Source organism: Streptomyces sp. NPDC048291, from assembly GCF_043201715.1.
GTDB lineage: Bacteria > Actinomycetota > Actinomycetes > Streptomycetales > Streptomycetaceae > Streptomyces.
The window spans coordinates 370,765-393,914 of record NZ_JBICZC010000013.1 but is presented as its reverse complement, the minus strand read 5'-3'; the positions used below and the strand labels follow the sequence as shown (position 1 = coordinate 393,914).

The following is a 23,150-nucleotide window of genomic DNA, read 5'->3' as shown; positions in this document are numbered from 1 at the left end:
TCGAAGCCTTCTCGGCCGACCGAGTCGGGTGGTGGGTGGGCGAAGGTCCCGGGGTCCGGGGCGGAGCCCCGTGACGGTGGTGTCCCGGCGGGAAAGGTACCGGCCGACGGAACCGAAGTCCCGTCGGCCGGCTGCCAACCGTGGGTGTTACACCCGCGGCTTCTCGCGCATCTCGTACGTCGCGATGACGTCGTCGATCTTGATGTCGTTGAAGTTTCCGAGGTTGATACCACCCTCGTAGCCTTCGCGGATCTCGGTGACGTCGTCCTTGAAGCGGCGCAGGCCCTCGATGTTGAGGTTCTCCGCGATGACCTTGCCGTCGCGGACGAGGCGGGCCTTCGTGTTGCGCTTGACCTCGCCCGAGCGGATGAGAACACCGGCGATGTTGCCCAGCTTGGACGACTTGAAGACCTCGCGGATCTCCGCCGTACCGAGCTCGACCTCCTCGTACTCCGGCTTCAGCATGCCCTTCAGGGCCGCCTCGATCTCCTCGATCGCCTGGTAGATGACCGAGTAGTACCGGACGTCCACGCCCTCGCGCTCGGCCATCTGCGCCGCGCGGCCGGCCGCGCGGACGTTGAAGCCGATGACGATGGCGTCGGAGCCCATCGCCAGGTCGATGTCGGACTCCGTGACCGCACCGACGCCGCGGTGCAGGACGCGGATGTCGACCTCTTCGCCGACGTCCAGCTGGAGCAGGGAGGACTCGAGGGCCTCGACGGAACCGGAAGCGTCACCCTTGATGATGAGGTTGAGCTGCTGGATCTCGCCGGCCTTGAGCACCTTGTCCAGGTCCTCCAGGGACACGCGGCGCGTGCGCTTCGCGAAGGCCGCGTTGCGCTCGCGCGCCGCACGCTTCTCCGCGATCTGGCGGGCCGTACGGTCCTCCTCGACCACGAGGAAGTTGTCGCCGGCACCCGGGACGTTGGTGAGACCCAGGACCTGCACCGGCGTGGAGGGGCCGGCCTCGGCGACGTTGTTGCCGTTGTCGTCGAGCATGGCGCGGACGCGACCGTAGGCGTCGCCCACGACCATCGTGTCGCCGACCCGCAGGGTGCCTCGCTGGACGAGGACCGTCGCCACGGCACCACGGCCGCGGTCGAGACGGGACTCGATGGAGATGCCCTGCGCGTCCTGGTGCGGGTTGGCCCGCAGGTCGAGCGAGGCGTCCGCGGTGAGGACCACGGCCTCCAGCAGCGAGTCGATGTGCAGACCCTGCTTGGCGGAGATGTCGACGAACATGGTGTCGCCGCCGTACTCCTCGGCCACCAGGCCGTACTCGGTCAGCTGACCGCGCACCTTGGTCGGGTCGGCGCCCTCGACGTCGATCTTGTTGACCGCGACGACGATCGGGACGTCGGCCGCCTTGGCGTGGTTGAGCGCCTCGACCGTCTGCGGCATGACGCCGTCGTTGGCCGCGACGACCAGGATCGCGATGTCGGTCGACTTCGCACCACGGGCACGCATGGCGGTGAACGCCTCGTGACCCGGGGTGTCGATGAAGGTGATCTTGCGCTCTTCGTCGTTGACCTCGGTGGAGACCTGGTAGGCACCGATGTGCTGGGTGATGCCGCCGGCCTCGCCCGCGATGACGTTCGTCTTGCGGATGGCGTCGAGCAGTCGGGTCTTGCCGTGGTCGACGTGACCCATGACGGTGACGACCGGGGGACGGACCACCAGGTCGTCCTCGTCGCCCTCGTCCTCGCCGAACTCGATGTCGAAGGACTCGAGCAGCTCGCGGTCCTCCTCCTCGGGGCTGACGATCTGAACCTCGTAGTTCATCTCGCCGGCGAGGAGCTGCAGCGTCTCGTCGGAGACGGACTGCGTGGCCGTGACCATCTCGCCGAGGTTCATCATGACCGCGACGAGGGACGCCGGGTTGGCGTTGATCTTCTCCGCGAAGTCGGTGAGCGACGCGCCGCGGGAGAGACGGATGGTCTCGCCGTTGCCGCGCGGCAGCATCACGCCGCCGACGCTCGGGGCCTGCATGGCCTCGTACTCCTGGCGACGCTGCCGCTTCGACTTGCGACCGCGACGCGCCGGACCGCCGGGACGGCCGAAGGCGCCCTGCGTGCCACCACGGCCACCGGGACCGCCGGGACGACCGCCGAAGCCGGGACGACCACCGCCGCCACCGCCACCGGGACCGCCGCCGAAGCCACCGCCACCGCCGCCGGGGGCGCCACCGGGACGACCGGCGAAGCCGCCGCCACCGCCCGGACGGGCGCCACCGCCGCCGCCACCGGGACGACCGGCGAAGCCGCCGCCGCCACCGGGACGACCGGCGCCGCCGGGACGACCCGCACCGCCGGGACCGCGACCGCCGCCACCGGGGCCGGGGCGCGGGCCGGCAGCGGGACGCTGCGGCATCATGCCGGGGTTCGGACGCGGACCCGCGGAGCCGCCGCCGGGACGCGGACCGCCCTGCGGACGGGGCATGCCGGACGGGCTCGGGCGGGAACCGCCGGGAGCCTGGGGACGCGGACCGCCGCCCTGGGCGCCGGGCGCCTGCGGACGGGGGCCGCCACCGGGGGCACCGGGGCCACCCGGACGCGGACCACCCTGCGGGCGCGGGGCCTGCGGGCGGGCCATGCCGGTGGAGCCACCGGACGTGAAGGGGTTGTTACCGGGACGCGGACCGGCCGTACGGGCACCGCCCGGACGGGGGGCGCGCTCGCCACCGGGACGCTGGCCGCCCTGGCCCGGACGGGCCTGGCCCTGACCGGGGGCGGGACGACCGCCGGGACGCGGAGCGCCCTGACCCTGACCCTGGCCCTGACCCGGACGCGGGCCGGACTGCGGACGCGGACCCTGCGCGGCGGCCGGGCTCGGTGCCGCGGCGGCCGGAGGCGCCGGCGGAGCCGTGAACTCGGGCGCGGCCGGAGCCGGACGCGGGGCGGGCTTGGGACCCGGACGCGGGCCGGAGGCGGCCGGCGCGGGCGTGACAGGCGCAGGCGAGACCGGCGCGGGGGTGACCGGAGCCGAAGCCGCGGGCGCCACCGGAGCCGCGGGCGCGGCCGGGGGCTGCGGGGCAGCCGGGCGCGGGGCCGGCTTCGGGGCACCCGGACGGGCCGACTGCGCCGGGGAGGGCGCGCCGGGCCTGGGGGCAGCCTTGCGGGGGGCGGGCTTGCCGCCGCCCTGGAAGGCGTCAGTCAGCTTGCGTACAACGGGCGCCTCGATCGTCGAGGACGCCGAACGGACGAATTCACCGAGTTCCTGGAGCTTGGCCATGACGACCTTGCTCTCAACCCCGAACTCCTTGGCGAGTTCGTATACCCGGACCTTAGCCACTTCGCTCCTTTTAGGTCCGGGTGCGTCCGGACCGTCGCTACTTCATGGGCGTACTCATCGCGTGCTCATCGAGTGCTCATCGCAATCTCGACCTACTTCCAACTCGCGGGGTACCAGAGCCGCACGGACGTTCCGAACGACGCTTCTTACGGTGTTACTGCTCGACGTACCGGCGCAACGCCTTTACGTCCAGCGGGCCCGGGACGCGCAGCGCCCTCGGGAGTGCCCGGCGGCGCTCCGCCTGGTCCAGACAGACCTGGGCGGGGTGTACATATGCACCCCGGCCGGGCAGCGTACCGCGAGGATCGGGAACGCATTCGTCCTCGACCGCCACGATCCGCAGCAGTTCGGTCTTGGCCGCTCGCTGCCTGCACCCCACACAGGTGCGCTCAGGGCATGCGCGGGCATGCGTCCGGCCAGACACTGCTAAGTCTACCTCCCCGAACCGACCTCACCCCTTCGGGGCAAAGATCGAACGCCCGTTGTCGTAATCCAAGCGACCTGCGGCTTGGAACTATTCCCCTCGTCCGAGTGAACGGGGCGGGTGATCTACTCGGGCGCCTGCTCGGTGTCCGGGCGGATGTCGATCCGCCAGCCGGTGAGCCGGGCGGCGAGCCGGGCGTTCTGTCCCTCTTTGCCGATCGCCAGCGACAGCTGGTAGTCCGGCACGGTCACCCGGGCCGACCGGGACGCCAGGTCCACGACCTCGACCTTGGAGACGCGGGCCGGGGACAGCGCGTTCGCCACCATCTCCGCCGGGTCGTCCGACCAGTCGACGATGTCGATCTTCTCGCCGTTCAGCTCGCCCATCACGTTGCGGACCCGGCCGCCCATGGGGCCGATACAGGCACCCTTGGCGTTCAGGCCCGAACGGGTGGAACGGACCGCGATCTTCGTCCGGTGACCGGCCTCGCGGGCGATGGCGGCGATCTCGACGGACCCGTCGGCGATCTCCGGCACCTCCAGCGCGAAGAGCTTCTTCACCAGGTTCGGGTGCGTACGCGAGAGCGTGACCGAGGGGCCACGGACGCCCTTCGCCACCCGTACGACGTACGACCGCAGCCGCAGCCCGTGCTGGTAGGTCTCGCCGGGGACCTGCTCCTGCACCGGCAGGATGGCCTCCAGCTTGCCGATGTCGACGAGCACGTTCTTCGGGTCGCGGCCCTGCTGGACCACTCCGGTGACGATGTCGCCCTCGCGGCCGGCGTACTCGCCGAGCGTGGCGTCGTCCTCGGCGTCGCGCAGCCGCTGCAGGATCACCTGTTTGGCGGTGGTGGCGGCGATCCGCCCGAAGTCCGACGGGGTGTCGTCGAACTCGCGCGCCTCCTGCCCCTCCTCCAGGTCCTCGGGGTCCTCCTTCGCCCACACGGTCACGTGCCCGGTGTTCCGGTCGAGCACCACGCGCGCGTGGCGGCGGCTTCCCTCGGTGCGGTGGTAGGCGATGAGGAGGGCCGACTCGATCGCCTCGACCAGCAGGTCGAAGGAGATCTCCTTCTCCCGAACCAAGCCCCGCAGGGCGCTCATGTCGATGTCCACGGCTACGCCTCCTCCTCTTCCGTCATGTCCTTCTTGTCCTTGCGGTTGAACTCGACCTGCACACGCGCCTTGTCGATCTCGGCGAACCCGAGTCTGCGCGCGGTGGCCTTGCGACCCTTCACACCGGGCACCTCCAGGTCGATGCCCTCGTCGTCGACGTCCAGGATCCGGGCGACCAGTTCCCCGCCCTCGGCCAGCTGGAACCGCACCAGGCGGTCCACGGCGCGCAGGTAGTGGCGGTGCTCGCTGAGCCGGCGCTCCGCGCCGGGGGTGCCGACCTCCAGGGTGTACTCCCCCTCGCCCATCGCGTCCGACTCGTCGAGCTTCGCCGAGAGCTCACGGCTCACATCGGCGATCTGGTCCAGGTCCGCCCCGGTGTCGGAGTCGACGACGACACGCAGCACACGCTTGCGTCCGACGGAGTCCACGGCGATCTCTTCGAGATCCAGTCCCTGGGAGGTCACGAGCGGTTCCAGGAGCTCTCGCAGCCTCTCGCTCTGGGTGGTGCTCATCCGGGTGACTCCTCGGCCGCGTGTGCTGTTGTGGGATGGGTCGCGCGTCTGGTCAAAGGGTATCGGGTCGCGGGGGGTGTTGCGTGCGGGTGCCTCCGGCGGTGGGGCCGAACGCCCACGGGGGGGGTGGGGCTGCGGTTCGGGGGCGGGTGCGGGCCGGTGGGGGGCTTGTCGCGCAGTTCCCCGCACCCCTTTGGTCGGCTCCAGCGGGGGGCGTCGAGGCGGTGACGTCAGTTGTGGGGGTGCACGGGTAACGTGATCACGGTCGGGTGCATGTCCGGCCGTGTGTTCGTACGAGCCCCCTTGAGGACGTCTGCCGTGTCGTTGCCCTCTCTGTTGCGCAGAAGGAGCCTGATCGTTTCGGTGGCCTCGGCTGCCGTGCTGACGGGCTGCTCCTCCGGTTCGGACTCCCCGGGGAGCGCCGGGAGTACGTCGGTGTCCGCGCGGGCACGCGCGCGTGCGGCGCGGGACAGCCGGGGGCTGCTGCGCCAGTACGACGCCGTCCTCGCCGTTCATCCCGTGCTCGCGGAGCGCCTGCGGCCGTTGCGGGCGGAGGTCGCGGCGCACGCGGCGGCGTTCGAGGAGGGCACGGCCTCCCCCACGGCGACCGGCTCGCCCTCGCCAACGGCGACCGGCTCGCCCTCGCCCACGGCGTCCGCGTCGGCCTCGCCGACCGTGCCCGCCGACGAGAAGTCCGCGCTCGCCGCGCTGGCCGCCGCCGAGCGGAACCTAGCCGACCGGCGGGCCCAGGCGTTGCTGGACGTGCCGGGCGAACTGGCCCGGCTGCTGGCCGGCGTTGCGGCGGCCGGGGCCGCGCACGCGTACCTGCTGACGAAGGGCGACCGGTGAGCGACGAGGCGGAGGCGGGCGTCATCGAGGCGCTCCAGGCGGCGCTGGCCGCCGAGCACGCGGCGGTGTACGGGTACGGCGTCGTCGGCGGCCGGATCGGCGCGCAGCGGCTGGCCGAGGCACGCTCGGCTTACGACGCGCACCGGGCCGGCCGGGACGCGCTGGTCCGGGAGGTACGGGACCTGGGCGGTGCGCCCGTCGCCGCGAACGCCGCGTACGCGCTGCCGTTCGCCGTCACGGACGCCGTTACGGCCGCACGGCTCGCGGCCGACCTGGAGCAGCGGGTGGCCGACGTCTACTCCGACCTGGTCCGGGCGTCCTCCGGCGAGCGGCGCGGCTCGGCCGCGGCGGCACTGCGGGAGGCCGCGGTGCGGGCGGTGCGCTGGAGCGGGGAGAGCGTAGCCTTCCCTGGGCTCGCCGAACGGGCGGGTTCCGGTGCGGGTTCCGGGGCGGCGGCCGGTGGGTCGGCCTCGTCATCGTCATCGTCTTCGCCCTTGGCTTCGGCGACTCCCTAGCGCCCCAGGGCCCCAGAGCAGGAAAGGAACGACTCGCGTATGGCTTTCGAACCGCCGCGGCGCCTGGTGAGGGCGCTCGGTGAGACGGCGCCGGACGGTGACGAGTGGCTGGAGAAGCTGCCGGGTGCGGTGGAACAGGCCGTCGCGCTACGCGAGTTGACCGTGGAGCGGGTGCAGGTACCGGGTGGCCGCAGCAGTGTGGTGCTGCTGGTCCGGCGGGCCGACGACACGCCTGCCGTACTGAAGCTGGCGCCGCGGCGGGCCCGGCCGGAGAGCGAGGCGGCGGCGCTGGCGCACTGGGGCGGGCTCGGTGCGGTGCAGGTGCTGGAGGCCGACGGGCCCGCGGGGGTGCTGCTCCTGGAGCGGCTGCATCCGGAGGTGTCGGTGCGGTCGTTGCCGGAGGCGAAGGCGTGGCTGGAGGCTGCGGGGACGCTCCGGCGGCTCTGGGTACCGCCGCCGGAGGACCACGTCTTCGAGACCGTGGCCGAACGGACGGGGCGGCAGGCCGCGGCGATGGCCCGGGCGGCCGGTGACCCCGAGGTGGCGCCGTTGGTGGCGGCGGCGGTCGCGGCCCGGGAGGAGCTGGTGACCGCGCCGCCCGAGCGGCGGCTGCTGCACGGCACGTTCCGGCAGAGCAAGGTGCTGGCCGGGGAGCGGATGCCGTGGCTGGCGGTGGGGCCGGATCCGGTGGTCGGGGAGTGTGCGTTCGATCTGGCGCGGCTGGTCCGGGACCGGGTGGAGGATCTGATCGCGTCGCCGTCCGGGGCGTCCATCACCCGGCGGCGGATCAAGCGGCTCGCGGAGTCGCTGGAGGTGGATCAGGAGCGGTTGCGGGGGTGGACGCTGTTCCGGGCGGTGGAGTCGGGTGTGCGGGCGCTTCGCGTGGGGCGGCCGAGGGATGCGGAGCTGTTGCTTGAATTCGCCGGGTGGGTTTGACGTTTTTGACTGCGGGTGCGCTGTGGCTTGTCGCGCAGTTCCCCGCGCCTCTGTCGGGGCGCTCAGACCTGCCCCAGTTTCAAGGCGAGGACCGGGCAGTCTGCCGCCGCTCCGCGGGCTCGTTTCCTGGTTCGGGGTGGGATCGGGCGGCCGTCGACCAGCGGGTAGCCCCATTCGTCCAGGGTGATGTGCTCGGGGAGCAGCTCCGCGCACAGGCCGTGGCCCTGGCAGGAGGTCCAGTCGATGGTGATGTGCTGGTCCATGTCAGATCCCTTCCGCCGGCACGGGGAGCAGCGGGGTGTGGTCGGTCGCTGTGCAATGGCCGTTCGCGTGGGCGTCGAGTTCTGTCGCGAACGTCGTGAGGGCGCTGCGGACCAGGCGGATCGTGCCGTCCGGGTGGTGGCAGGCGCCTCGGCCCTCGACCAGGCCTGCCCAGCGGGAGAGGTCCGTGCGGGCGGTGCCCTGGGGGCCGGGGGTGGCCAGGGTCTGGAAGGCGGCGGCCATGCGCGGGAGGCCGTTGAGGCAGGGGCCGCACTGGCCTGCCGACTGAAGGGCCAAGTAGCGCAGGACGCGGGCGGTTTCGGTCGGGCCGCAGCGGTCGGCGGGGAGGGCGGCCAGGACGCCCGCACCCAGGTAGGTGGAGGAGAGGGGGACTTGGGCGGCCTCGGCGGCCGGGATCCAGGTGCCGTGGTAGCCGCCGACCAGGGCCGCGGAGGCGCCCTCCAGGGGGAGGAGCCGGCCGACGGGCATGCCGAACGGGGCTTCCACGACGCGGAGTTCACGGCCCGGCACATGGACGGTGCAGAGGGTGCTGCCCGGTTCGGCGGGGGTGCCCGCCGAGCGGAACCAGTCGGCGCCGTAGCGGGCGATCAGGGCCAGGTGGGCCAGCGTCTCGACGTTCTGGACCAGGGTGGGGGCACGGCGCACCCCGCGTTCGCGGACCGGCGGGACCGGATGGGTCGGGCGGGCGGGGCCGCCGGAGAGGTACTGGACGAGGGCCGAGGCCTGGCCGGAGAGGAAGCGGGCGGGCAGGCGTACGACCTGCACGCGCACCGGGTCGTGGCGCTGGGCGAGGGCCGACTCCAGGTAGGAGGCGCCGTCCTCGACGGCGAGGTACGCCTCCGCCGCGCCGACCGCCTCGGCGGCCGACTGGAGTCCGTCCAGGACCAGATGGGGTGAGAGCCGGAGCAGGGTCCGGTCCTTGTGGCTGGCCGGCTCGCTCTCCGCGCCGTTGGCGACGACGATCGGCGCCCGCTCGGTGCGGCGGGCCGCGTCGGCGACCGCGACGAACTTCCGGTACGCGGGGAAGCCCGCGCCGCCGCGTCCGGTGAGGCCGGATTCGGCGAGGGTGCGGAGCAGGGCGGCCGGGTCGCCGTGCGCGAGCGGGCCGTAGCGCTGTTCGTGCGTGGCGAGGTCGGCCGGGGTGCCGCCGGGGGCCAGCAGGCGGGGCGGCATGTAGACGTCGGGGAAGAGCGCGGTCATCAGTGGGCCCCTTCGGTGTGCAGGAGTGCGGCGGGGGTCCGGCGGGCGGCGCGGGCGGCGTGGGCGGCACGGAGGGCGAAGGCGGTGATCACCGTCGCCACGCAGGTGACGGTCAGCCAGGTCATCCAGTCGGTGCCGGCGTCCGTGCCGATGCCGAGGCCGTGCACCAGGGCGACCGGCCAGGAGGCGTACGCCAGCCAGTGCACGGCCCGCCAGGCGCGGTGGCCGAGGCGGTCGCGGAGGAGGCTGGTGACCAGGACCGCGAGCAGCAGGTCGAAGGCGACCGTGCCGAGGCCCAGCCAGAGCGGCTGGTAGTCGGAGACGAAGGGGACGAGGGCGTCCAGCGCCGTGATGTTCACGTAGCCGTCGACGACCGCCACGGTGATGTGCAGGGCCAGGAAAGCGGTGGCGGAGAGGGAGAGCGTGCGGTGCAGGCTCATGGTGCCGAAGCGCGGGAGGCCGGGAAGGCGGGTGCGCAGGCGGACGGCGATGCCGAGGAGGACGACGACCGTGAAGAGCACCAGGCAGACGGCGCCGGTGGCCCGGTTGGCGTACCAGAGGGTTTCGGAGGTCACGCCGCCGCCTCCAGCGCGGGGAGGGGGGCGGGCCAGCCGGGCGTGGTGACGACGGTGCCGTCGTGGGCGACCAGACGGGCGGGCAGGCCGAGGCGGGTCAGCCAGCGTTCCGCGCCGACGCCCTTGACCAGGGCCGCCGTGGTCGCCGCGTTGGCGTCGGCGCAGTCGGCCGCGGCCACCGAGACCGTGCGCCACGGGGAGCGGACCGGCAGTCCGGTGCGCGGGTCGACGATGTGGTGCAGGTCGTAACCACCGCGCCGCCAGCGGCGGGCGCCGGTACCGGAGGTGGCGAGGCCGCCGGAGCGCAGGCCGACGGTGTCGTACGACCCCTGCGCGGGCGTCTCGTCCACCGGTCCTGTGATGTCCTGGACGCGGATCTGCCAGCCGCCCGCCGGGGGCTCGCCGGCGACGGCGGTGTCGCCGCCGAGGCTCACCAGCACCCCGCAGCCGGCGGTGTCGGCCAGCAGCCGCGCGGCCCGGTCGGCGGCCCAGGCCTTGGCCGTGGCGCCCAGGTCGAGGCGGATGCCCTCGGGAACGGTGACCGTGCCGGTCGCCGGGTCCAGGGTGACCTTGCGCCAGCCCGGGGCGCGGCGCACCCGCAGGGAGACCGGGCGGTCGTCCTCGCGGACGAGGGTGAAGTCGCGGTCGTAGCCGATCGCGTCCATCGCCGAGCCGACGGTCGGGTCCACCGCGCCGTCCGTCGCCCGGGCCGCGCGCAGGGCGACGGCGAGGGCCTCGGCGAGCAGCGGACTGACCCGGACCGGGCGGCCGTGGGAGGTGTCGAGGGCGGCAAGTTCGGAGTCGGTGCGGAACCTGCTGCAGGCCGCGTCGACCTCGGCGAGCTGCCGGGCGAGGAGCAGGTTGCAGGAGTCCAGCAGGGCGGGGTCGGTGACGACCAGGCGGACGGTGGTGCCGAGGGCACGCCACTCGGCGGCGGCCGTCGGACGCGGGGCTCGGGCGGCGGTCATGACGCCCCCGAGGTGGAGTCGGTGGAGCTCGATCCGCTGCCGGAGGTGAGGCCGTCGGAGGAGGACTGGAGGTCCGAGGAGGACGAGCTGGAGGAACTGGAGGAACTGGACGAGCCGGACGAGCCGGTCGACTTCGAGGAGGAGGACGAGGAACTGTCCGTGTCCGAGGACGAGTTGGAGCTGCTTCCGGAGCTGCTGGAGCTCGACGTCGTACCGCTGCCGCTGCTCGCCGTCGTCTCGGCGTCCGACTGCATCGTGCCGACGAGGGCGAACACCCCGGCCGCCGCGGCGAGCGTGACCGCCGCCGCCAGGGCCGCCGTGCGCCGGGTCCCCCGGCGGACCGCCGCGACCGCGCCCCTTTCCCCGGACTTTTCGCCTTGCACTCTCTCGGTCATGACCGATCCCCTCCTGCGTGACTCTCTGTCACGCATTACGTTCGGGTATCGGCCTGAGAGAAGTCTGTGAGGCTCCCATACGGGGCGGAAGAACTGTCTGAGACGTTCCTGAAAAGCCGCGGCGGGGGGCGGGGGGGGGCCCGGGGGGCCCGCGGGGGGGGGGGGGGCGCCCGCCGGCGGCACGCGGGGGGTCGCCCCCGGGCCCCCGGGCGACCCCCCCCCCCCCCCCAATCCGACCGTGCGCGCGCCGGCGATATTCCGTTTTGCGCGCCACTCCGTCGCGGCGCACACTCTCTCCGTCGTCTCGGCCCCCCCCCCCCCCCGGCCCGGGGGGGGGCCCCGGCCCCCCGCCGCGGCGGGAGTTGGGGCTCAGCCGGCGGTCAGGCGGGTGATCGCCTCGTCCACCGTGAGCTCCTCGCGCTCGCCCGACTTGCGGTCCTTGAGCTCCAGGACGCCCTCGCCGGAGCGGCGGCCCGCGATCAGGATCTGCGGCACGCCGAAGAGCTCGGCGTCCGTGAACTTCACACCCGGGGAGACCCCGGCCCGGTCGTCGACCAGGACCCGCAGTCCGGCCGCGCGAAGCTTCTCCGAGACGTCCAGGGCGAGTTCGGTCTGCAGAGCCTTGCCCGCGGCGACGACGTGCACGTCGGCCGGGGCGACCTCGCGCGACCAGACCAGGCCCTTCTCGTCGGCGGTCTGCTCGGCGAGTGCGGCGACGGCGCGGGAGACGCCGATGCCGTAGGAGCCCATGGTGACGCGGACCGGCTTGCCGTTCTGGCCGAGGACGTCGAGCTTGAGGGCGTTGGTGTACTTCTGGCCGAGCTGGAAGATGTGGCCGATCTCGATGGCGCGGTCCAGCTTGAGGCCGGTGCCGCACTTCGGGCAGGGGTCGCCCTCCAGCACGACGACGACGTCCACGTACTCGTCGACGGTGAAGTCACGGTCCGCCACGACGTTCTTGGCGTGCATGCCGGCCTTGTTGGCGCCGGTGATCCAGGAGGTGCCCGGGGCCACCCGCGGGTCGGCGATGTACTTCACCTTCTCGCCGAGGCCCTGCGGGCCGACGTAGCCGCGGACCAGGTCGGGACGGCCGGCGAAGTCGGACTCGGTGACCAGCTCGACGGCGGCCGGGGCGAAGTGCTCCTCGACCTTGCCCATGTCGACCTCGCGGTCGCCCGGTACGCCCACGGCCACGATCTCGCCGTCGACCTTCACCAGCAGGTTCTTCAGAGTGGCGGAGGCCGGGACGGCGAGGTGCGCGGCGAGGGTCTCGATGGTCGGGGTGTCCGGGGTCGGGATCTCCTCCAGCGCGGGCACGCCGGTGGCGTCGACCGGCTTCAGCGGGTACGAGATCGCCTCGGTGTTGGCCGCGAAGTCGCAGTTCGGGCAGTCGGCGAAGGTGTCCTCGCCGGCCTCGGCCGGGGCCAGGAACTCCTCGGACTTCGAGCCGCCCATCGCGCCGGCGGTGGCGGCGACGATGCGGTAGTCGAGGCCGAGGCGCTCGAAGATCCGCTGGTAGGCCGCGCGGTGCAGGGCGTACGACTTCGCGAGGCCGTCCTCGTCCAGGTCGAACGAGTAGGAGTCCTTCATGAGGAACTCACGGCCGCGCAGGATGCCGGCGCGCGGACGGGCCTCGTCGCGGTACTTGTTCTGGATCTGGTAGAGGATGACCGGCAGGTCCTTGTAGGAGGACGCCTGGTCCTTCACCAGCAGGGTGAAGATCTCCTCGTGGGTCGGGCCGAGGAGGTAGTCGCCGCCCTTGCGGTCCTGGAGGCGGAACAACTCCTGGCCGTACTCGTCCCAGCGGCCGGTCGCCTCGTACGGCTCCCGGGGCAGGAGGGCCGGGAGCAGCACCTCCTGGGCGCCGATCGCGTCCATCTCCTCGCGGACGATCCGCTCGATGTTCGAGAGCACCTTCAGACCGAGCGGGAGCCAGGACCAGATGCCGGCCGCCGTACGGCGGACGTAGCCGGCGCGGACGAGGAGCTTGTGGCTGAGGACCTCGGCGTCCGCCGGGTCGTCACGCAGCGTCTTCGCCATCAACTGGGACATGCGTTGGACCGGTGCGTTCGCCATGGTTCTCGTACTCCTGCCGGAAAAGGTTGATGGCTAGGAGGTTAGCCGGGCTCGCTGTGCCGGTGGAAATCGGTTAACGACGACGGGCTACTACGGGCTGCTTGCGGCGCAGCGGCAGGGGCGCGCCCATCACGGCGTAAGGCTTCGGAGCGCTGGGGAAGTTCACCCGGCGGGCCAGGTCGACGTAGCCCAGGGAGTGGTAGAGGCCGCGGGCCGGGCTGTCGGTGTCGATCGCGGAGAGGATCGAGCGGGGCTCGCCGGCACCGTCGGTGATGAGCGTGATCAGGCGGCGGCCGATACCGCGGTTCTGGTGACCGGGGTGCACGTGCAGCTCGGTGATCACGAAGGAGTCGTCGAGCCAGTCGGCGTTGCCCTGGGCGCGGAGGTAGGGCTCCACGACGGTGGACCACCAGTGGGTGCGGGAGTTCGGCATGCCGTAGACGAACCCCACGAGGCGCCCCTCGCTGGTGGCGCCGAGAGCCCTGGCGCCGGGGTACTGCATGTGGCGGAGGACGATCTGGCGGCGGACCGCCACCTCGTCGGGGCCGAGCCCGAATGCGACGGCCTGGACTGCGAGGGCCTCGTCGACGCGGGAGGGGAGGTCCAGGGGGCCGATCACGAGGTCCATGCGGGGAGCGTACAGGGGGCGGAGCGTTGTCGTCCGGGTGCGGGGGCGTTGTGGCTGGTCGCGCAGGGGCGCGCCTAGAAGAGCACGCTCATGAACGCGCCGACCTCCTGGAAGCCCACCCTCAGGTAGGTCCTTCGTGCGGCCGTGTTGAAGTCGTTGACGTAGAGGCTGACCACCGGAGCCACGTCGGCGAGCGCATAGCGCAGGACCGCTGCCATGCCGGGGGCGGCCAGGCCCATGCCGCGGTACTCGGGGGCGACCCATACGCCCTGGATCTGGCAGGCCTCGGCCGTGGCCGCGCCGATCTCCGCCTTGAAGACGACCTTGCCGTTGTCGTCGAGCCGGGCGAACGAGCGTCCGGAGCCGACGAGTTCGGCGACCCTCGCCTGGTAGAGGAGGCCGCCGTCGCCGGCCATCGGGGAGACGCCCACCTCCTCCGTGAACATCGCGACGCACGCCGGCATGATCGCTTCCATCTCGTCCTTGCGGATGCGGCGGACGTACGGATCCGCGGCGATGTCGGCGGGCATGCGGTCGGTGACCATCAGGGGCTGGTGGCCGCGCACCTCGCGGGCCGGGCCCCAGTGCGGTTCCAGGAGGCGCCACAGCTGGGCGGTGGCCTCGGCGGGGCCGACGATCGAGGAACAGCGGCGGCCGGCCCTTCGCGCCCGGTCGGCGAAGGCGCGGACGGCGCGCGGAGTGGCGCAGATCGGGACCAGGTTGGCGCCGGCGTAGCAGAGGGACGTGAGCATGCCGTCCTCGTACCAGCCCCACATCTCGCCGCCGAGGCGCCAGGGGTCGAGGCCGGCCACCTGGACACGTGAGGTCACGAAGGCGTTCGCGACCGGCTCGCGGTCGAGTACGGCGAGCGCGGCGTCCAGGTCACTCGGTTCGAGCACCCGTGAGGTGGTCTGCGTCAACACGTGCGGGGCCTCACGCTGAGGGGTTCTGCTGATCTCCGCACTGTACCTGCGGAAGCTTGGCCGTGCCGCCCCGTGTGCTGTTAAGCGGCCGCCGGCGGGGGTTCCGCCCCTGGGGGCTGCCGCCCCCGGACCCCCGCATCGGCCTCCGGCCTCGTCCTCAAAGGCCGGACGGGCTGAAAGAAACCAGCCCCTCCGGCCTTTGAGGAGCGGGGTCCAGGGGCGGAGCCCCTGGCGGGGTCGGAGGGGCGGCGCCCCTTCAGGACGGGACGGGTAGGGGTGGCGGGGCGGGGGCGGGGGCGGGGGCGGGGGCGGGGGCGGGAAAATCCCGCCCGAGGACGGTCTCAGCCGGCCACCGACACCGACGGCTCGCCCGACTCCGTGCCCTCCGCCTCCATCTGCTCGGCCAGCTTCATGGCCTCCTCGATGAGGGTCTCGACGATCTTCGACTCGGGGACCGTCTTGATGACCTCGCCCTTGACGAAGATCTGACCCTTGCCGTTGCCGGAGGCGACTCCCAGGTCGGCCTCGCGGGCCTCGCCGGGGCCGTTGACGACGCAGCCCATGACGGCGACGCGGAGCGGGACCTCCATGCCGGTGAGGCCGGCGGTGACCTCTTCGGCGAGCTTGTAGACGTCGACCTGGGCCCGGCCGCAGGAGGGGCAGGAGACGATCTCCAGGCCGCGCTGCCTGAGGTTCAGGGACTCCAGGATCTGGTTGCCCACCTTGACCTCCTCCACCGGCGGCGCGGAGAGGGAGACGCGGATGGTGTCGCCGATGCCCTGGGAGAGGAGGGCACCGAAGGCGACGGCCGACTTGATCGTGCCCTGGAAAGCCGGGCCCGCCTCGGTGACACCGAGGTGCAGCGGGTACTCGCACTGGGCGGCCAGCTGCCGGTACGCCTCGATCATCACGACCGGGTCGTTGTGCTTGACGGAGATCTTGATCTCGCGGAAGTCGTGCTCCTCGAAGAGGGACGCCTCCCACAGGGCCGACTCGACCAGGGCCTCGGGGGTCGCCTTGCCGTACTTCTGGAGCAGCCGGCGGTCCAGGGAACCGGCGTTGACGCCGATGCGGATCGGGGTGCCGTGGTCCTTCGCGGCCCGCGCGATCTCCTTGACCTTGTCGTCGAACTGCTTGATGTTGCCGGGGTTGACGCGGACGGCGGCGCAGCCGGCCTCGATGGCCGCGAAGACGTACTTCGGCTGGAAGTGGATGTCCGCGATGACCGGGATCTGCGACTTCTTCGCGATGGTGGCGAGGGCGTCGGCGTCGTCCTGGGTGGGGCAGGCCACCCGCACGATCTGGCAGCCGGAGGCGGTCAGCTCGGCGATCTGCTGGAGGGTGGCACCGATGTCGGACGTACGGGTCGTGGTCATCGACTGGACCGAGACCGGGGCGTCCCCGCCGACCGCCACGGAGCCGACCTGGATCTGCCGGCTCTTCCGGCGCTCGGCGAGCTTGGTCGGAACGGACGGCATGCCGAGAGAAATCGCAGTCATCTGCTGTGCAACCCCAAGTCGTGGATCTAGGTCCAGGTCCCGTCGTAAGCGGGTTCCAGGCTTCGAGATTACGGCACCGGCACAGGACCGAGCACATCCCCCACCCGTAAACCCACTCGATGGAAGCGGCCCGGAACACAGTGTTCCGGGCCGCCTCGAACGCTGTGTGGCTAGGAGATTTTCACCGGGTTAACCACGTCGGCGATCAGGACGAGGACGGTGAAGCAGATGAAGACCCCGGCCACCACGTAGGCCACCGGCATCAGCTTCGCCACGTCGAAGGGGCCCGGGTCGGGGCGGCGCAGCACCTTGGCCAGGTTTCGGCGGAGCGACTCCCACAGGGCGCCGGCGATGTGGCCGCCGTCGAGGGGCAGCAGCGGGAGCATGTTGAAGAGGAAGAGGGAGAGGTTGAAGCCGGCCACCAGCATCAGGGCCATGGCCAGCTGCTCGGTGGGCGGGATGTCGAGGGTGAAGATCTCGCCGCCGACGCGGGCCGCGCCGACCACGCCCATCGGGGAGTCCGGCTGGCGGGGGGCGCCGTCGAAGGCCGCGTCCCACAGGGCCGGGATCTTGCCGGGCAGGCTCGCGATGGAGTCGACGGCCTCGCCGAGGCGGTCGCCCATCCAGGTCACCGAGTCGCCGAAGTCCTGGCGGACGATGCCGGTGGCGGCGCTGAAGCCGAGGAAGCCGGCGGTGACGTACTGGCCGGTGACGATCTGGCCGCTGGAGTCCTTCTTGGCGACCTGGTTGGTGGCGATCTTCGCGTGCAGGGTGACGTCCTGGCCCTTGCGGTCGACGACGATCGCGACCTCCTTGCCGGGGGTGGCCCGGATCAGGTCGGAGAGCTGGTTCCAGCTGTCCGTCCGGACCCCGTTGAAGGAGAGGATCTTGTCGCCCGCCTTGAGGCCCGCGGCGGCGGCCGGGGAGGCCGCGTCGGAGTTCTTGCAGGTGTCGCGGTTCTCGCTCTGCGCGATCACGCACTGGGAGACCGAGCTGACCGTGGTGGTCTGCTGGCTGATGCCGAAGCCCATGAGGACGGTGAGGAAGAGCGCCACCGCGAGGATCAGGTTCATGAACGGGCCCGCGAACATCACGATCACGCGCTTCCAGGGGGCGCGCGTGTAGAAGAGGCGGGTCTCGTCGCCGGGCTGGAGCTCCTCGAAGGCGGCCGAGCGGGCGTCCTCGATCATGCTGCGCCAGGGTGAGGTGGAGCGGGCGGTGACCCGGCCGTCGGCGCCCGGCGGGAACATGCCGATCATGCGGATGTAGCCGCCCAGCGGGACGGCCTTGATCCCGTACTCCGTGTCGCCCTTGCGGCGCGACCAGATGGTCGGGCCGAAGCCGACCATGTACTGCGGGACGCGGATGCCGAAGAGCTTGGCGGTGGAGAGATGCCCCAGCTCGTGCCAGGCGATCGAGACCAGCAGGCCGATCACGAAGACGACTATGCCGAGGATCATCATCAGGGCTGTCATGCACGCGCCTCCGCGGTCGCCTTCTGCACTGTCAGTTCCCGGGCCCGGACCCGTGCCCAGGTCTCCGCTTCAAGGACGTCCGGCACGGTGAGTGAAGTTCCCGTACGAGGGGTGCCGTGCTCCTCGACCACCCGGGTCACGGTCTCCATGATGCCGTTGAAAGGCAGCAGACCGGTCCGGAAGGCCTCGACGCACTCCTCGTTGGCCGCATTGAACACCGCCGGCGCGGTGCCCGCGAGCTCACCGACGTGCCGGGCCAGGTTCACGGACGGGAAGGCCTCGTTGTCCAGCGGGAAGAACTCCCAGGTGGAGGCCTTGCTCCAGTCGAAGGCGGGCGCCGCGTCCGGGACCCGTTCGGGCCAGCCGAGACCGACGGCGATCGGCCCCCGCATGTCGGGGGGCGTCGCCTGCGCGATCGTGGATCCATCCGTGAACTCGACCATCGAGTGGACATACGACTGGGGATGCACGACCACCTCAATGCGGTCGAAGGGAATGTCGTAGAGGAGGTGCGCCTCGATGACTTCCAGCCCCTTGTTGACCAGGGTGGCGGAGTTGATCGTGATGACCGGCCCCATCGCCCAGGTGGGGTGGGCGAGGGCGTCCTCGACGGTGACGTTCGCCAGGTCGGCCTTGGTACGGCCGCGGAAGGGTCCGCCGGACGCCGTGACGACCAGCTTGCGGACGTCGGCCCGGGTGCCCGCCGCGAGCGACTGGAAGAGCGCCGCGTGCTCGGAGTCGACCGGGATGATCTGGCCGGGCTCGGCCAGCGCCTTGACCAGCGGGCCGCCGACGATCAGCGACTCCTTGTTGGCGAGCGCGAGGGTGCGGCCCGCCTCCAGGGCGGCGAGGGTGGGCGCGAGGCCGATGGAGCCGGTGATGCCGTTGAGCACGGTGTGGCAGTCGGAGGCGGCGGCGTGCGTGGCCGCGTCGGGTCCGGCGAGGATCTCGGGGAGCGGTTCGCCGGGGCCGTACAGGGCCGTCAGCGCCTCGCGGAGCGCCGGTACGACCTCCTCGCGGGCGACCGCGACGGTGCGCACCCGCAGCCGGTGCGCCTGCTCGGCGAGGAGGGCGATCCGGCCGCCGTGGGCGGACAGCGCGGTGACCCGGAAGCGGTCGGGGTTGCGCAGGACGAGGTCGATGGCCTGGGTGCCGATGGATCCGGTGGAGCCGAGGATCACCACGTCCTTCGGGCCGTCGCCCACGAGCGGGTCGTACACGAGGTGGGGGTCGGCGAGGGGCGCCGGACTGGCGGGACTGTCGGTCATCCCCCCATTGTGGCCGCTTCCGGCGGCCGGGCGGACAGCGCGTCCCTCACCCGGGTGCCTTATCAGTTCTTGGCGCCCTATGGCGCGTAATTCCCTTTGTGAGGTTCACGTGAAGATCGTGTGATAACACTTCTGTCGGACCGGCGGGGATGACCGGTCCATCGGAAGAATCCTGGGGGGATCTCTCCATGCGTTCTGTACGCATACGCACCGCCCTGCCCGCGCTCGCGGGCGCCGCGCTGCTCGCCGGCACCGTGTTCAGCACCCCGGCCCAGGCGGCCGGCGGCGTGACCGTCTACCACGTCTGGTTCGACAGCCCGGGCAGCGACAACCGCTCCAACGCCAGCCTCAACGCCGAGTGGGTGCAGATCAAGAACACCGGCGGCTCGGCCGTATCGCTCAAGGGCTGGGTCCTGAAGGACACCTCCAACCACCGGTACACCTTCAAGAGCGTCAAGATCGGCGCCCACAAGACGATGAAGGTGCACACCGGCCGGGGCACGGACACCGCGTCGGACAAGTACCAGAACCGTCGCGCCTACGTGTGGAACAACACCAGCGACACGGCGACGCTGACCAAGGCGAGTGGCGCCAAGGTCGACTCCTGCTCCTGGACGACGCGGGATCCGAGCGACAAGTACTGCTGAATCACTTGAAGGGGCGGCGGACGTTGTCCCGTCGGGACGGCCCGGGGGTCGCGTCGGCGATCCACGGGCCCTCGCCCGACGGGTCGACGATCCCCTGCTCCAGCCATTCGAAGGAGCCGCCGAGCACGCCCTTGACGACCTTGCGGTCCAGGTCGTCGGTGTTCGACCAGAGGCGGTTGAACAGCTCGTCGACGCGGATGCGGGCCTGCCGGCAGAACGCGTCGGCGAGCAGGTAGGCCTCGCGGCCGTGGTCGCCCTGGCGGCGCAGCAGTTCGGCGCGGACGCAGGCCGCGCTCATCGCGAACAGCTCGGCGCCGATGTCCACGACCCGGCCCAGGAAGCCCTGCTTGGTCTCCATCCGGCCCTGCCAGCGGGACATGGCGTAGAAGGTGGAGCGGGCCAGCTTGCGGGCGTGCCGCTCCACGTAGCGCAGGTGCGGGGCGAGGTCCACGCCGTGCTTGAAGTCGCCGTACGACGTGGGGAGCTGGCCCGGTCCCGCGACCAGCTTCGGCAGCCACTTGGCGTAGAAGACGCCGGCGTTCGCGCCCGCCCTCGCCTTGTCCTGGAGGGACTTGTCGGGGTCGATGAGGTCGCCGGCGACCGAGAGGTGGGCGTCGACGGCCTCGCGCGCGATCAGCAGGTGCATGATCTCCGTGGAGCCCTCGAAGATGCGGTTGATGCGCAGGTCGCGCAGGAGCTGCTCGGCGGGGACCGCGCGTTCGCCGCGGGCCGCCAGCGACTCGGCCGTCTCGAAGCCGCGGCCGCCGCGGATCTGGACCAGCTCGTCGGCCATCAGGCAGGCCATCTCGGAGCCGTAGAGCTTGGCGAGGGCGGCCTCGATGCGGATGTCGTTGCGGTTCTCGTCGGCCATCTGGGAGGACAGGTCGACGACCGCCTCCAGGGCGAAGGTGGTCGCCGCGATGAAGCTGATCTTGGAGCCGACGGCCTCGTGCAGCGCGACCGGCTTGCCCCACTGCTCGCGGACCGCCGACCACTCGCGGGCGATCTTCAGGCACCACTTGCCGGCGCCCACGCACATCGCGGGGAGCGAGAGCCGCCCGGTGTTGAGGGTGGTGAGGGCGATCTTGAGGCCCGCACCCTCGGCGCCGATGCGGTTGGCGGCGGGGACCCGGACCTGGTGGAAGCGGGTGACGCCGTTCTCGATGCCGCGCAGGCCCATGAAGGCGTTGCGGTTCTCCACGGTGATGCCCGGCGCGTCGGCCTCGACGACGAAGGCGGTGATGCCGCCCTTGCCGTCCTTGCCGTCCTCGGTCTTCGGGACCCGGGCCATGACCACGAGCAGGTCGGCGACCACGCCGTTGGTGGTCCAGAGCTTCACGCCGTCGAGGACGTAGTCGTCGCCGTCCCGGACGGCCGTGGTGGCCAGGCGGGCCGGGTCCGAGCCGACGTCCGGCTCGGTGAGCAGAAACGCCGAGATGTCGGTGCGGGCACAGCGCGGCAGGAAGGCGTCCTTCTGCTCCTGGGTGCCGAAGATCTTCAGCGGCTGCGGGACGCCGATCGACTGGTGGGCCGAGAGCAGCGCGCCGACCGCCGGGTTGGCGGAGCCGACCAGGGACAGGGCCCGGTTGTAGTACACCTGGGTGAGGCCGAGGCCGCCGTACTTGGTGTCGATCTTCATGCCGAGGGCGCCGAGCTCCTTGAGGCCGGCGATCACCTCGTCGGGGATGCGTGCCTCGCGCTCGATGAGCGCCGAGTCGATCTTCGTCTCGCAGAACTCGTGCAGCCGCGCCAGGAACTCCTCGCCGCGCTGCACGTCCTCGTCCGCCGGGAGCGGATGCGGGTGGATGAGGTCGAGCCGGAAGCGCCCGAGGAACAGTTCCTTGGCGAAACTGGGCTTGCGCCAGTCCTGTTCCCGGGCGGCCTCCGCCACCTGGCGGGCCTCCCGCTCGGTGACGGTGGGTTTCTTGGTGGTGGGGGCGGACATTGAGGCTCACCTCGCCACGAAAGGGGCTGTTGAGGACCGTTCATTACCGACCAGTGCTACTGGATCGTTGGTACCCGAAACGGGCCGTACCCACCAGTCCCCGCGGTCCGATCGGCTGACGGATCGCCCCACGGACGCGTTCCCCGGCCGACGCGTTTCCCGGCCGACGCGTTTCCCGGCCGCTGTCGACGGAGTACGACGGGGCGCGGGCCGGCGCGGTCTGCGGTGTTGCGTCGAGGGGGCCTTCCGGGGGACGGTTCGGGTACGACCCGCCGGACGGCCGTACGACCTCTGTGGCCGCCGCCCCCTGGAAAGGTTGCCGACGCCGTCCCGGCAATTCGCTGTCGAAGCGCTTCGACAACCTATGGACACCTACCCGCACTGAGGCTACTGTCGAACCACCCTCACTCGCCACCTGTCAGCAATGCGCACTGTCGAAGCGCTTCACAAAGCTTGGAGAGCTGGATGGTCACCCTCGCCGAGGTCGCCCAGCACGCCGGAGTCTCGGCAAGCACGGTGAGCTATGTCCTCAGCGGCAAGCGGTCCATCTCCGCCATCACCCGGCAGCGGGTCGAGCAGAGCATCCGGGAGCTGGGCTACCACCCGAACGCGGGCGCCCGCGCCCTGGCCAGCAGCCGGTCGAACATCATCGCGCTGATGATCCCGCTGCGTACGGACATGTACGTGCCGGTGATGATGGAGATCGCGATCGCGGTGGCCACCACGGCCCGCGCGCACGGCTACGACGTCCTGCTGCTCACCGGCGAGGAGGGTCCGGACGCGGTGCGCCGGGTCACCGGCAGCGGGCTCGCCGACGCCATGATCCTGATGGACGTGGAGCTGGAGGACGAGCGGCTGCCGCTGCTGCGGCAGACCGACCAGCCGTCCGTGCTCATCGGACTGCCGGCCTCCACCTCGGGGCTGACCTGCGTCGATCTCGACTTCGGGGCGACCGGCGCACTGTGCGTGGAGCACCTCGCGAAGCTCGGTCACCGTGACATCGCTGTCATCGGCGAGGCCCCGGCCGTCTACGAGCGGCACACCGGCTTCGCCGAGCGCACCCTGGACGGACTGCGCTCCCGGGCCCGGGAGCTGGGCCTGCGGGTGCTGCACCGGCCGTGCGAGGGCGGGTACGACGCGATGGCCGCCACGCTGGCCAGGATCTTCGACGAGCGCCCGGGCACCACGGGTTTCGTCGTCCAGAACGAGTCCGCGGTGGAGCCGCTGCTCGCGCTGCTGCGCCAGCAGGGCCGGGCGGTGCCGGAGGACGTGTCCGTGGTCGCGATCTGCCCGGACCAGGTCGCCGTGCAGGCCTCGGTGCGGCTGACCTCGGTCGCCATCCCCGCGCAGGAGATGGGCCGGTACGCCGTGGAACACCTGGTCGCCAAGCTGGACGGCCGGGCCAGTGACGAAGTCGTCCTGATCGCACCCGAGTTGACGGTACGGGCGAGCACGGGACCGGCGCCTGCCGGGGCCTGAACCGCTCGCCCCTCCCACCCGGTCCCACCCCGGTTCCCACCCCAGTCCCGCCAAGTCTCGGCCTGTCCAGCCGAGTCTCACCCCGTCCTGCCGAGCCGGGGCACCCCCATGTCTGCCATGTCTGCCATGTCTGCACTCATACAGGAGCGCG

Annotated in this window: 21 protein-coding genes; 6 read left to right on the top strand and 15 right to left on the bottom strand. The window is 71.9% G+C overall.

Going from position 1 to position 23,150, the window contains the following annotated elements:
* Positions 1-147: 147 nt before the first annotated feature.
* From infB to rimP, 4 genes are all read right to left on the bottom strand, one after another.
* The gene (gene infB, locus ACGF5O_RS34385) at positions 148-3,291 is read right to left on the bottom strand and encodes a translation initiation factor IF-2 (RefSeq protein WP_393813790.1); all 3,144 of its coding nucleotides are present in this window, start codon (positions 3,289-3,291) and stop codon (positions 148-150) included.
* 154 nt (positions 3,292-3,445) lie between these two features.
* Complete coding sequence (locus tag ACGF5O_RS34380; protein WP_393813789.1) at positions 3,446-3,715, bottom strand: YlxR family protein; 270 nt, start codon at positions 3,713-3,715, stop codon at positions 3,446-3,448.
* 125 nt (positions 3,716-3,840) lie between these two features.
* Positions 3,841-4,827 carry a transcription termination factor NusA gene (gene nusA, locus ACGF5O_RS34375; RefSeq protein ID WP_393813788.1) on the bottom strand — a complete coding sequence of 329 codons (987 nt, stop codon included), beginning with the start codon at positions 4,825-4,827 and terminating at the stop codon, positions 3,841-3,843.
* A gap of 2 nt (positions 4,828-4,829) precedes the next feature.
* On the bottom strand, positions 4,830-5,339 hold the full coding sequence (gene rimP / locus ACGF5O_RS34370) for a ribosome maturation factor RimP (protein WP_393813787.1): 510 nt from the start codon (positions 5,337-5,339) through the stop codon (positions 4,830-4,832).
* A 273-nt stretch (positions 5,340-5,612) separates the two neighbouring features.
* Here rimP and ACGF5O_RS34365 point away from each other — a divergent pair, with 273 nt between their 5' ends.
* The 3 genes from ACGF5O_RS34365 to ACGF5O_RS34355 are packed head-to-tail and all read left to right on the top strand — an operon-like array spanning position 5,613 to position 7,639.
* Entirely contained in the window at positions 5,613-6,188 is a 576-nt protein-coding gene (locus tag ACGF5O_RS34365) for a hypothetical protein (RefSeq protein ID WP_393813786.1), read from the top strand.
* Positions 6,185-6,703, top strand: coding sequence for a ferritin-like domain-containing protein (locus tag ACGF5O_RS34360; RefSeq protein WP_393813785.1), 519 nt, complete (start codon positions 6,185-6,187; stop codon positions 6,701-6,703). Before ACGF5O_RS34365 ends, ACGF5O_RS34360 begins: the two co-directional genes overlap by 4 nt.
* A gap of 39 nt (positions 6,704-6,742) precedes the next feature.
* Positions 6,743-7,639 (top strand): aminoglycoside phosphotransferase family protein, encoded by an 897-nt coding sequence (locus ACGF5O_RS34355; RefSeq protein WP_393813784.1) that lies wholly within the window; start codon positions 6,743-6,745, stop codon positions 7,637-7,639.
* Between the two features lie 62 nt (positions 7,640-7,701).
* Here ACGF5O_RS34355 and ACGF5O_RS34350 read toward each other — a convergent pair whose 3' ends face one another.
* From ACGF5O_RS34350 to ACGF5O_RS34335, 4 genes are read right to left on the bottom strand one after another with little or no spacing between them, the layout of a single operon-like run.
* Entirely contained in the window at positions 7,702-7,902 is a 201-nt protein-coding gene (locus ACGF5O_RS34350) for a ferredoxin (RefSeq protein WP_393813783.1), read from the bottom strand.
* Position 7,903: 1 nt separating this feature from the next.
* On the bottom strand, positions 7,904-9,121 hold the full coding sequence (locus ACGF5O_RS34345; RefSeq protein WP_393813782.1) for an NADH-ubiquinone oxidoreductase-F iron-sulfur binding region domain-containing protein: 1,218 nt from the start codon (positions 9,119-9,121) through the stop codon (positions 7,904-7,906).
* The gene (locus tag ACGF5O_RS34340) at positions 9,121-9,696 is read right to left on the bottom strand and encodes a ferric reductase-like transmembrane domain-containing protein (protein ID WP_393813781.1); all 576 of its coding nucleotides are present in this window, start codon (positions 9,694-9,696) and stop codon (positions 9,121-9,123) included. Before ACGF5O_RS34340 ends, ACGF5O_RS34345 begins: the two co-directional genes overlap by 1 nt.
* The gene (locus ACGF5O_RS34335; protein WP_393813780.1) at positions 9,693-10,664 is read right to left on the bottom strand and encodes an FAD:protein FMN transferase; all 972 of its coding nucleotides are present in this window, start codon (positions 10,662-10,664) and stop codon (positions 9,693-9,695) included. The genes ACGF5O_RS34340 and ACGF5O_RS34335 overlap by 4 nt, the downstream gene beginning before the upstream one ends.
* A gap of 21 nt (positions 10,665-10,685) precedes the next feature.
* Between ACGF5O_RS34335 and ACGF5O_RS34330 the strand changes: the two genes are divergently transcribed.
* Positions 10,686-11,129, top strand: a complete 444-nt coding sequence (locus ACGF5O_RS34330; protein WP_393813779.1) for a hypothetical protein — start codon at positions 10,686-10,688, stop codon at positions 11,127-11,129.
* Positions 11,130-11,428: 299 nt separating this feature from the next.
* Here ACGF5O_RS34330 and ACGF5O_RS34325 read toward each other — a convergent pair whose 3' ends face one another.
* From ACGF5O_RS34325 to dxr, 6 genes are all read right to left on the bottom strand, one after another.
* A complete protein-coding gene (locus ACGF5O_RS34325) occupies positions 11,429-13,135 on the bottom strand; it encodes a proline--tRNA ligase (protein WP_393813778.1) in 1,707 nt (568 codons plus the stop codon).
* Positions 13,136-13,208: 73 nt separating this feature from the next.
* The gene (locus ACGF5O_RS34320) at positions 13,209-13,763 is read right to left on the bottom strand and encodes a GNAT family N-acetyltransferase (protein ID WP_393813777.1); all 555 of its coding nucleotides are present in this window, start codon (positions 13,761-13,763) and stop codon (positions 13,209-13,211) included.
* 74 nt (positions 13,764-13,837) lie between these two features.
* Positions 13,838-14,686: a GNAT family N-acetyltransferase gene (locus tag ACGF5O_RS34315; protein WP_393813776.1), complete on the bottom strand. Its 849-nt coding sequence runs from the start codon at positions 14,684-14,686 to the stop codon at positions 13,838-13,840.
* Positions 14,687-15,027: 341 nt separating this feature from the next.
* Positions 15,028-16,185, bottom strand: coding sequence for a flavodoxin-dependent (E)-4-hydroxy-3-methylbut-2-enyl-diphosphate synthase (ispG, locus tag ACGF5O_RS34310; RefSeq protein WP_393813775.1), 1,158 nt, complete (start codon positions 16,183-16,185; stop codon positions 15,028-15,030).
* 170 nt (positions 16,186-16,355) lie between these two features.
* Positions 16,356-17,648 (bottom strand): M50 family metallopeptidase, encoded by a 1,293-nt coding sequence (locus ACGF5O_RS34305; protein WP_393813818.1) that lies wholly within the window; start codon positions 17,646-17,648, stop codon positions 16,356-16,358.
* Positions 17,649-17,656: 8 nt separating this feature from the next.
* Positions 17,657-18,928 (bottom strand): 1-deoxy-D-xylulose-5-phosphate reductoisomerase, encoded by a 1,272-nt coding sequence (dxr, locus tag ACGF5O_RS34300; RefSeq protein ID WP_393813774.1) that lies wholly within the window; start codon positions 18,926-18,928, stop codon positions 17,657-17,659.
* A gap of 188 nt (positions 18,929-19,116) precedes the next feature.
* Here dxr and ACGF5O_RS34295 point away from each other — a divergent pair, with 188 nt between their 5' ends.
* Positions 19,117-19,575, top strand: coding sequence for a lamin tail domain-containing protein (locus tag ACGF5O_RS34295; RefSeq protein ID WP_393813773.1), 459 nt, complete (start codon positions 19,117-19,119; stop codon positions 19,573-19,575).
* A gap of 1 nt (position 19,576) precedes the next feature.
* On the opposite strand, the gene ACGF5O_RS34290 is transcribed toward ACGF5O_RS34295, so the two are convergent.
* Positions 19,577-21,520 (bottom strand): acyl-CoA dehydrogenase family protein, encoded by a 1,944-nt coding sequence (locus tag ACGF5O_RS34290; protein ID WP_393813772.1) that lies wholly within the window; start codon positions 21,518-21,520, stop codon positions 19,577-19,579.
* Between the two features lie 465 nt (positions 21,521-21,985).
* On the opposite strand from ACGF5O_RS34290, the gene ACGF5O_RS34285 reads away from it, so the two are divergent.
* Complete coding sequence (locus tag ACGF5O_RS34285; protein WP_393813771.1) at positions 21,986-22,999, top strand: LacI family DNA-binding transcriptional regulator; 1,014 nt, start codon at positions 21,986-21,988, stop codon at positions 22,997-22,999.
* Positions 23,000-23,150: the final 151 nt, after the last annotated feature.

What these genes read in the sequence shown, in the direction of transcription:
- rimP (WP_393813787.1), bottom strand. Translation starts at nt 5,339, where the DNA reads ATGAGCACCACCCAGAGCGAGAGGCTGCGAGAGCTCCTGGAACCGCTC.
- ACGF5O_RS34365 (WP_393813786.1), top strand. Translation starts at nt 5,613, where the DNA reads ATGTCCGGCCGTGTGTTCGTACGAGCCCCCTTGAGGACGTCTGCCGTG.
- ACGF5O_RS34355 (WP_393813784.1), top strand. Translation starts at nt 6,743, where the DNA reads ATGGCTTTCGAACCGCCGCGGCGCCTGGTGAGGGCGCTCGGTGAGACG.
- ACGF5O_RS34350 (WP_393813783.1), bottom strand. Translation starts at nt 7,902, where the DNA reads ATGGACCAGCACATCACCATCGACTGGACCTCCTGCCAGGGCCACGGC.
- ACGF5O_RS34345 (WP_393813782.1), bottom strand. Translation starts at nt 9,121, where the DNA reads ATGACCGCGCTCTTCCCCGACGTCTACATGCCGCCCCGCCTGCTGGCC.
- ACGF5O_RS34335 (WP_393813780.1), bottom strand. Translation starts at nt 10,664, where the DNA reads ATGACCGCCGCCCGAGCCCCGCGTCCGACGGCCGCCGCCGAGTGGCGT.
- ACGF5O_RS34325 (WP_393813778.1), bottom strand. Translation starts at nt 13,135, where the DNA reads ATGGCGAACGCACCGGTCCAACGCATGTCCCAGTTGATGGCGAAGACG.
- ACGF5O_RS34320 (WP_393813777.1), bottom strand. Translation starts at nt 13,763, where the DNA reads ATGGACCTCGTGATCGGCCCCCTGGACCTCCCCTCCCGCGTCGACGAG.
- ispG (WP_393813775.1), bottom strand. Translation starts at nt 16,185, where the DNA reads ATGACTGCGATTTCTCTCGGCATGCCGTCCGTTCCGACCAAGCTCGCC.
- ACGF5O_RS34305 (WP_393813818.1), bottom strand. Translation starts at nt 17,648, where the DNA reads ATGATGATCCTCGGCATAGTCGTCTTCGTGATCGGCCTGCTGGTCTCG.
- dxr (WP_393813774.1), bottom strand. Translation starts at nt 18,928, where the DNA reads ATGACCGACAGTCCCGCCAGTCCGGCGCCCCTCGCCGACCCCCACCTC.
- ACGF5O_RS34295 (WP_393813773.1), top strand. Translation starts at nt 19,117, where the DNA reads ATGCGTTCTGTACGCATACGCACCGCCCTGCCCGCGCTCGCGGGCGCC.
- ACGF5O_RS34290 (WP_393813772.1), bottom strand. Translation starts at nt 21,520, where the DNA reads ATGTCCGCCCCCACCACCAAGAAACCCACCGTCACCGAGCGGGAGGCC.
- ACGF5O_RS34285 (WP_393813771.1), top strand. Translation starts at nt 21,986, where the DNA reads ATGGTCACCCTCGCCGAGGTCGCCCAGCACGCCGGAGTCTCGGCAAGC.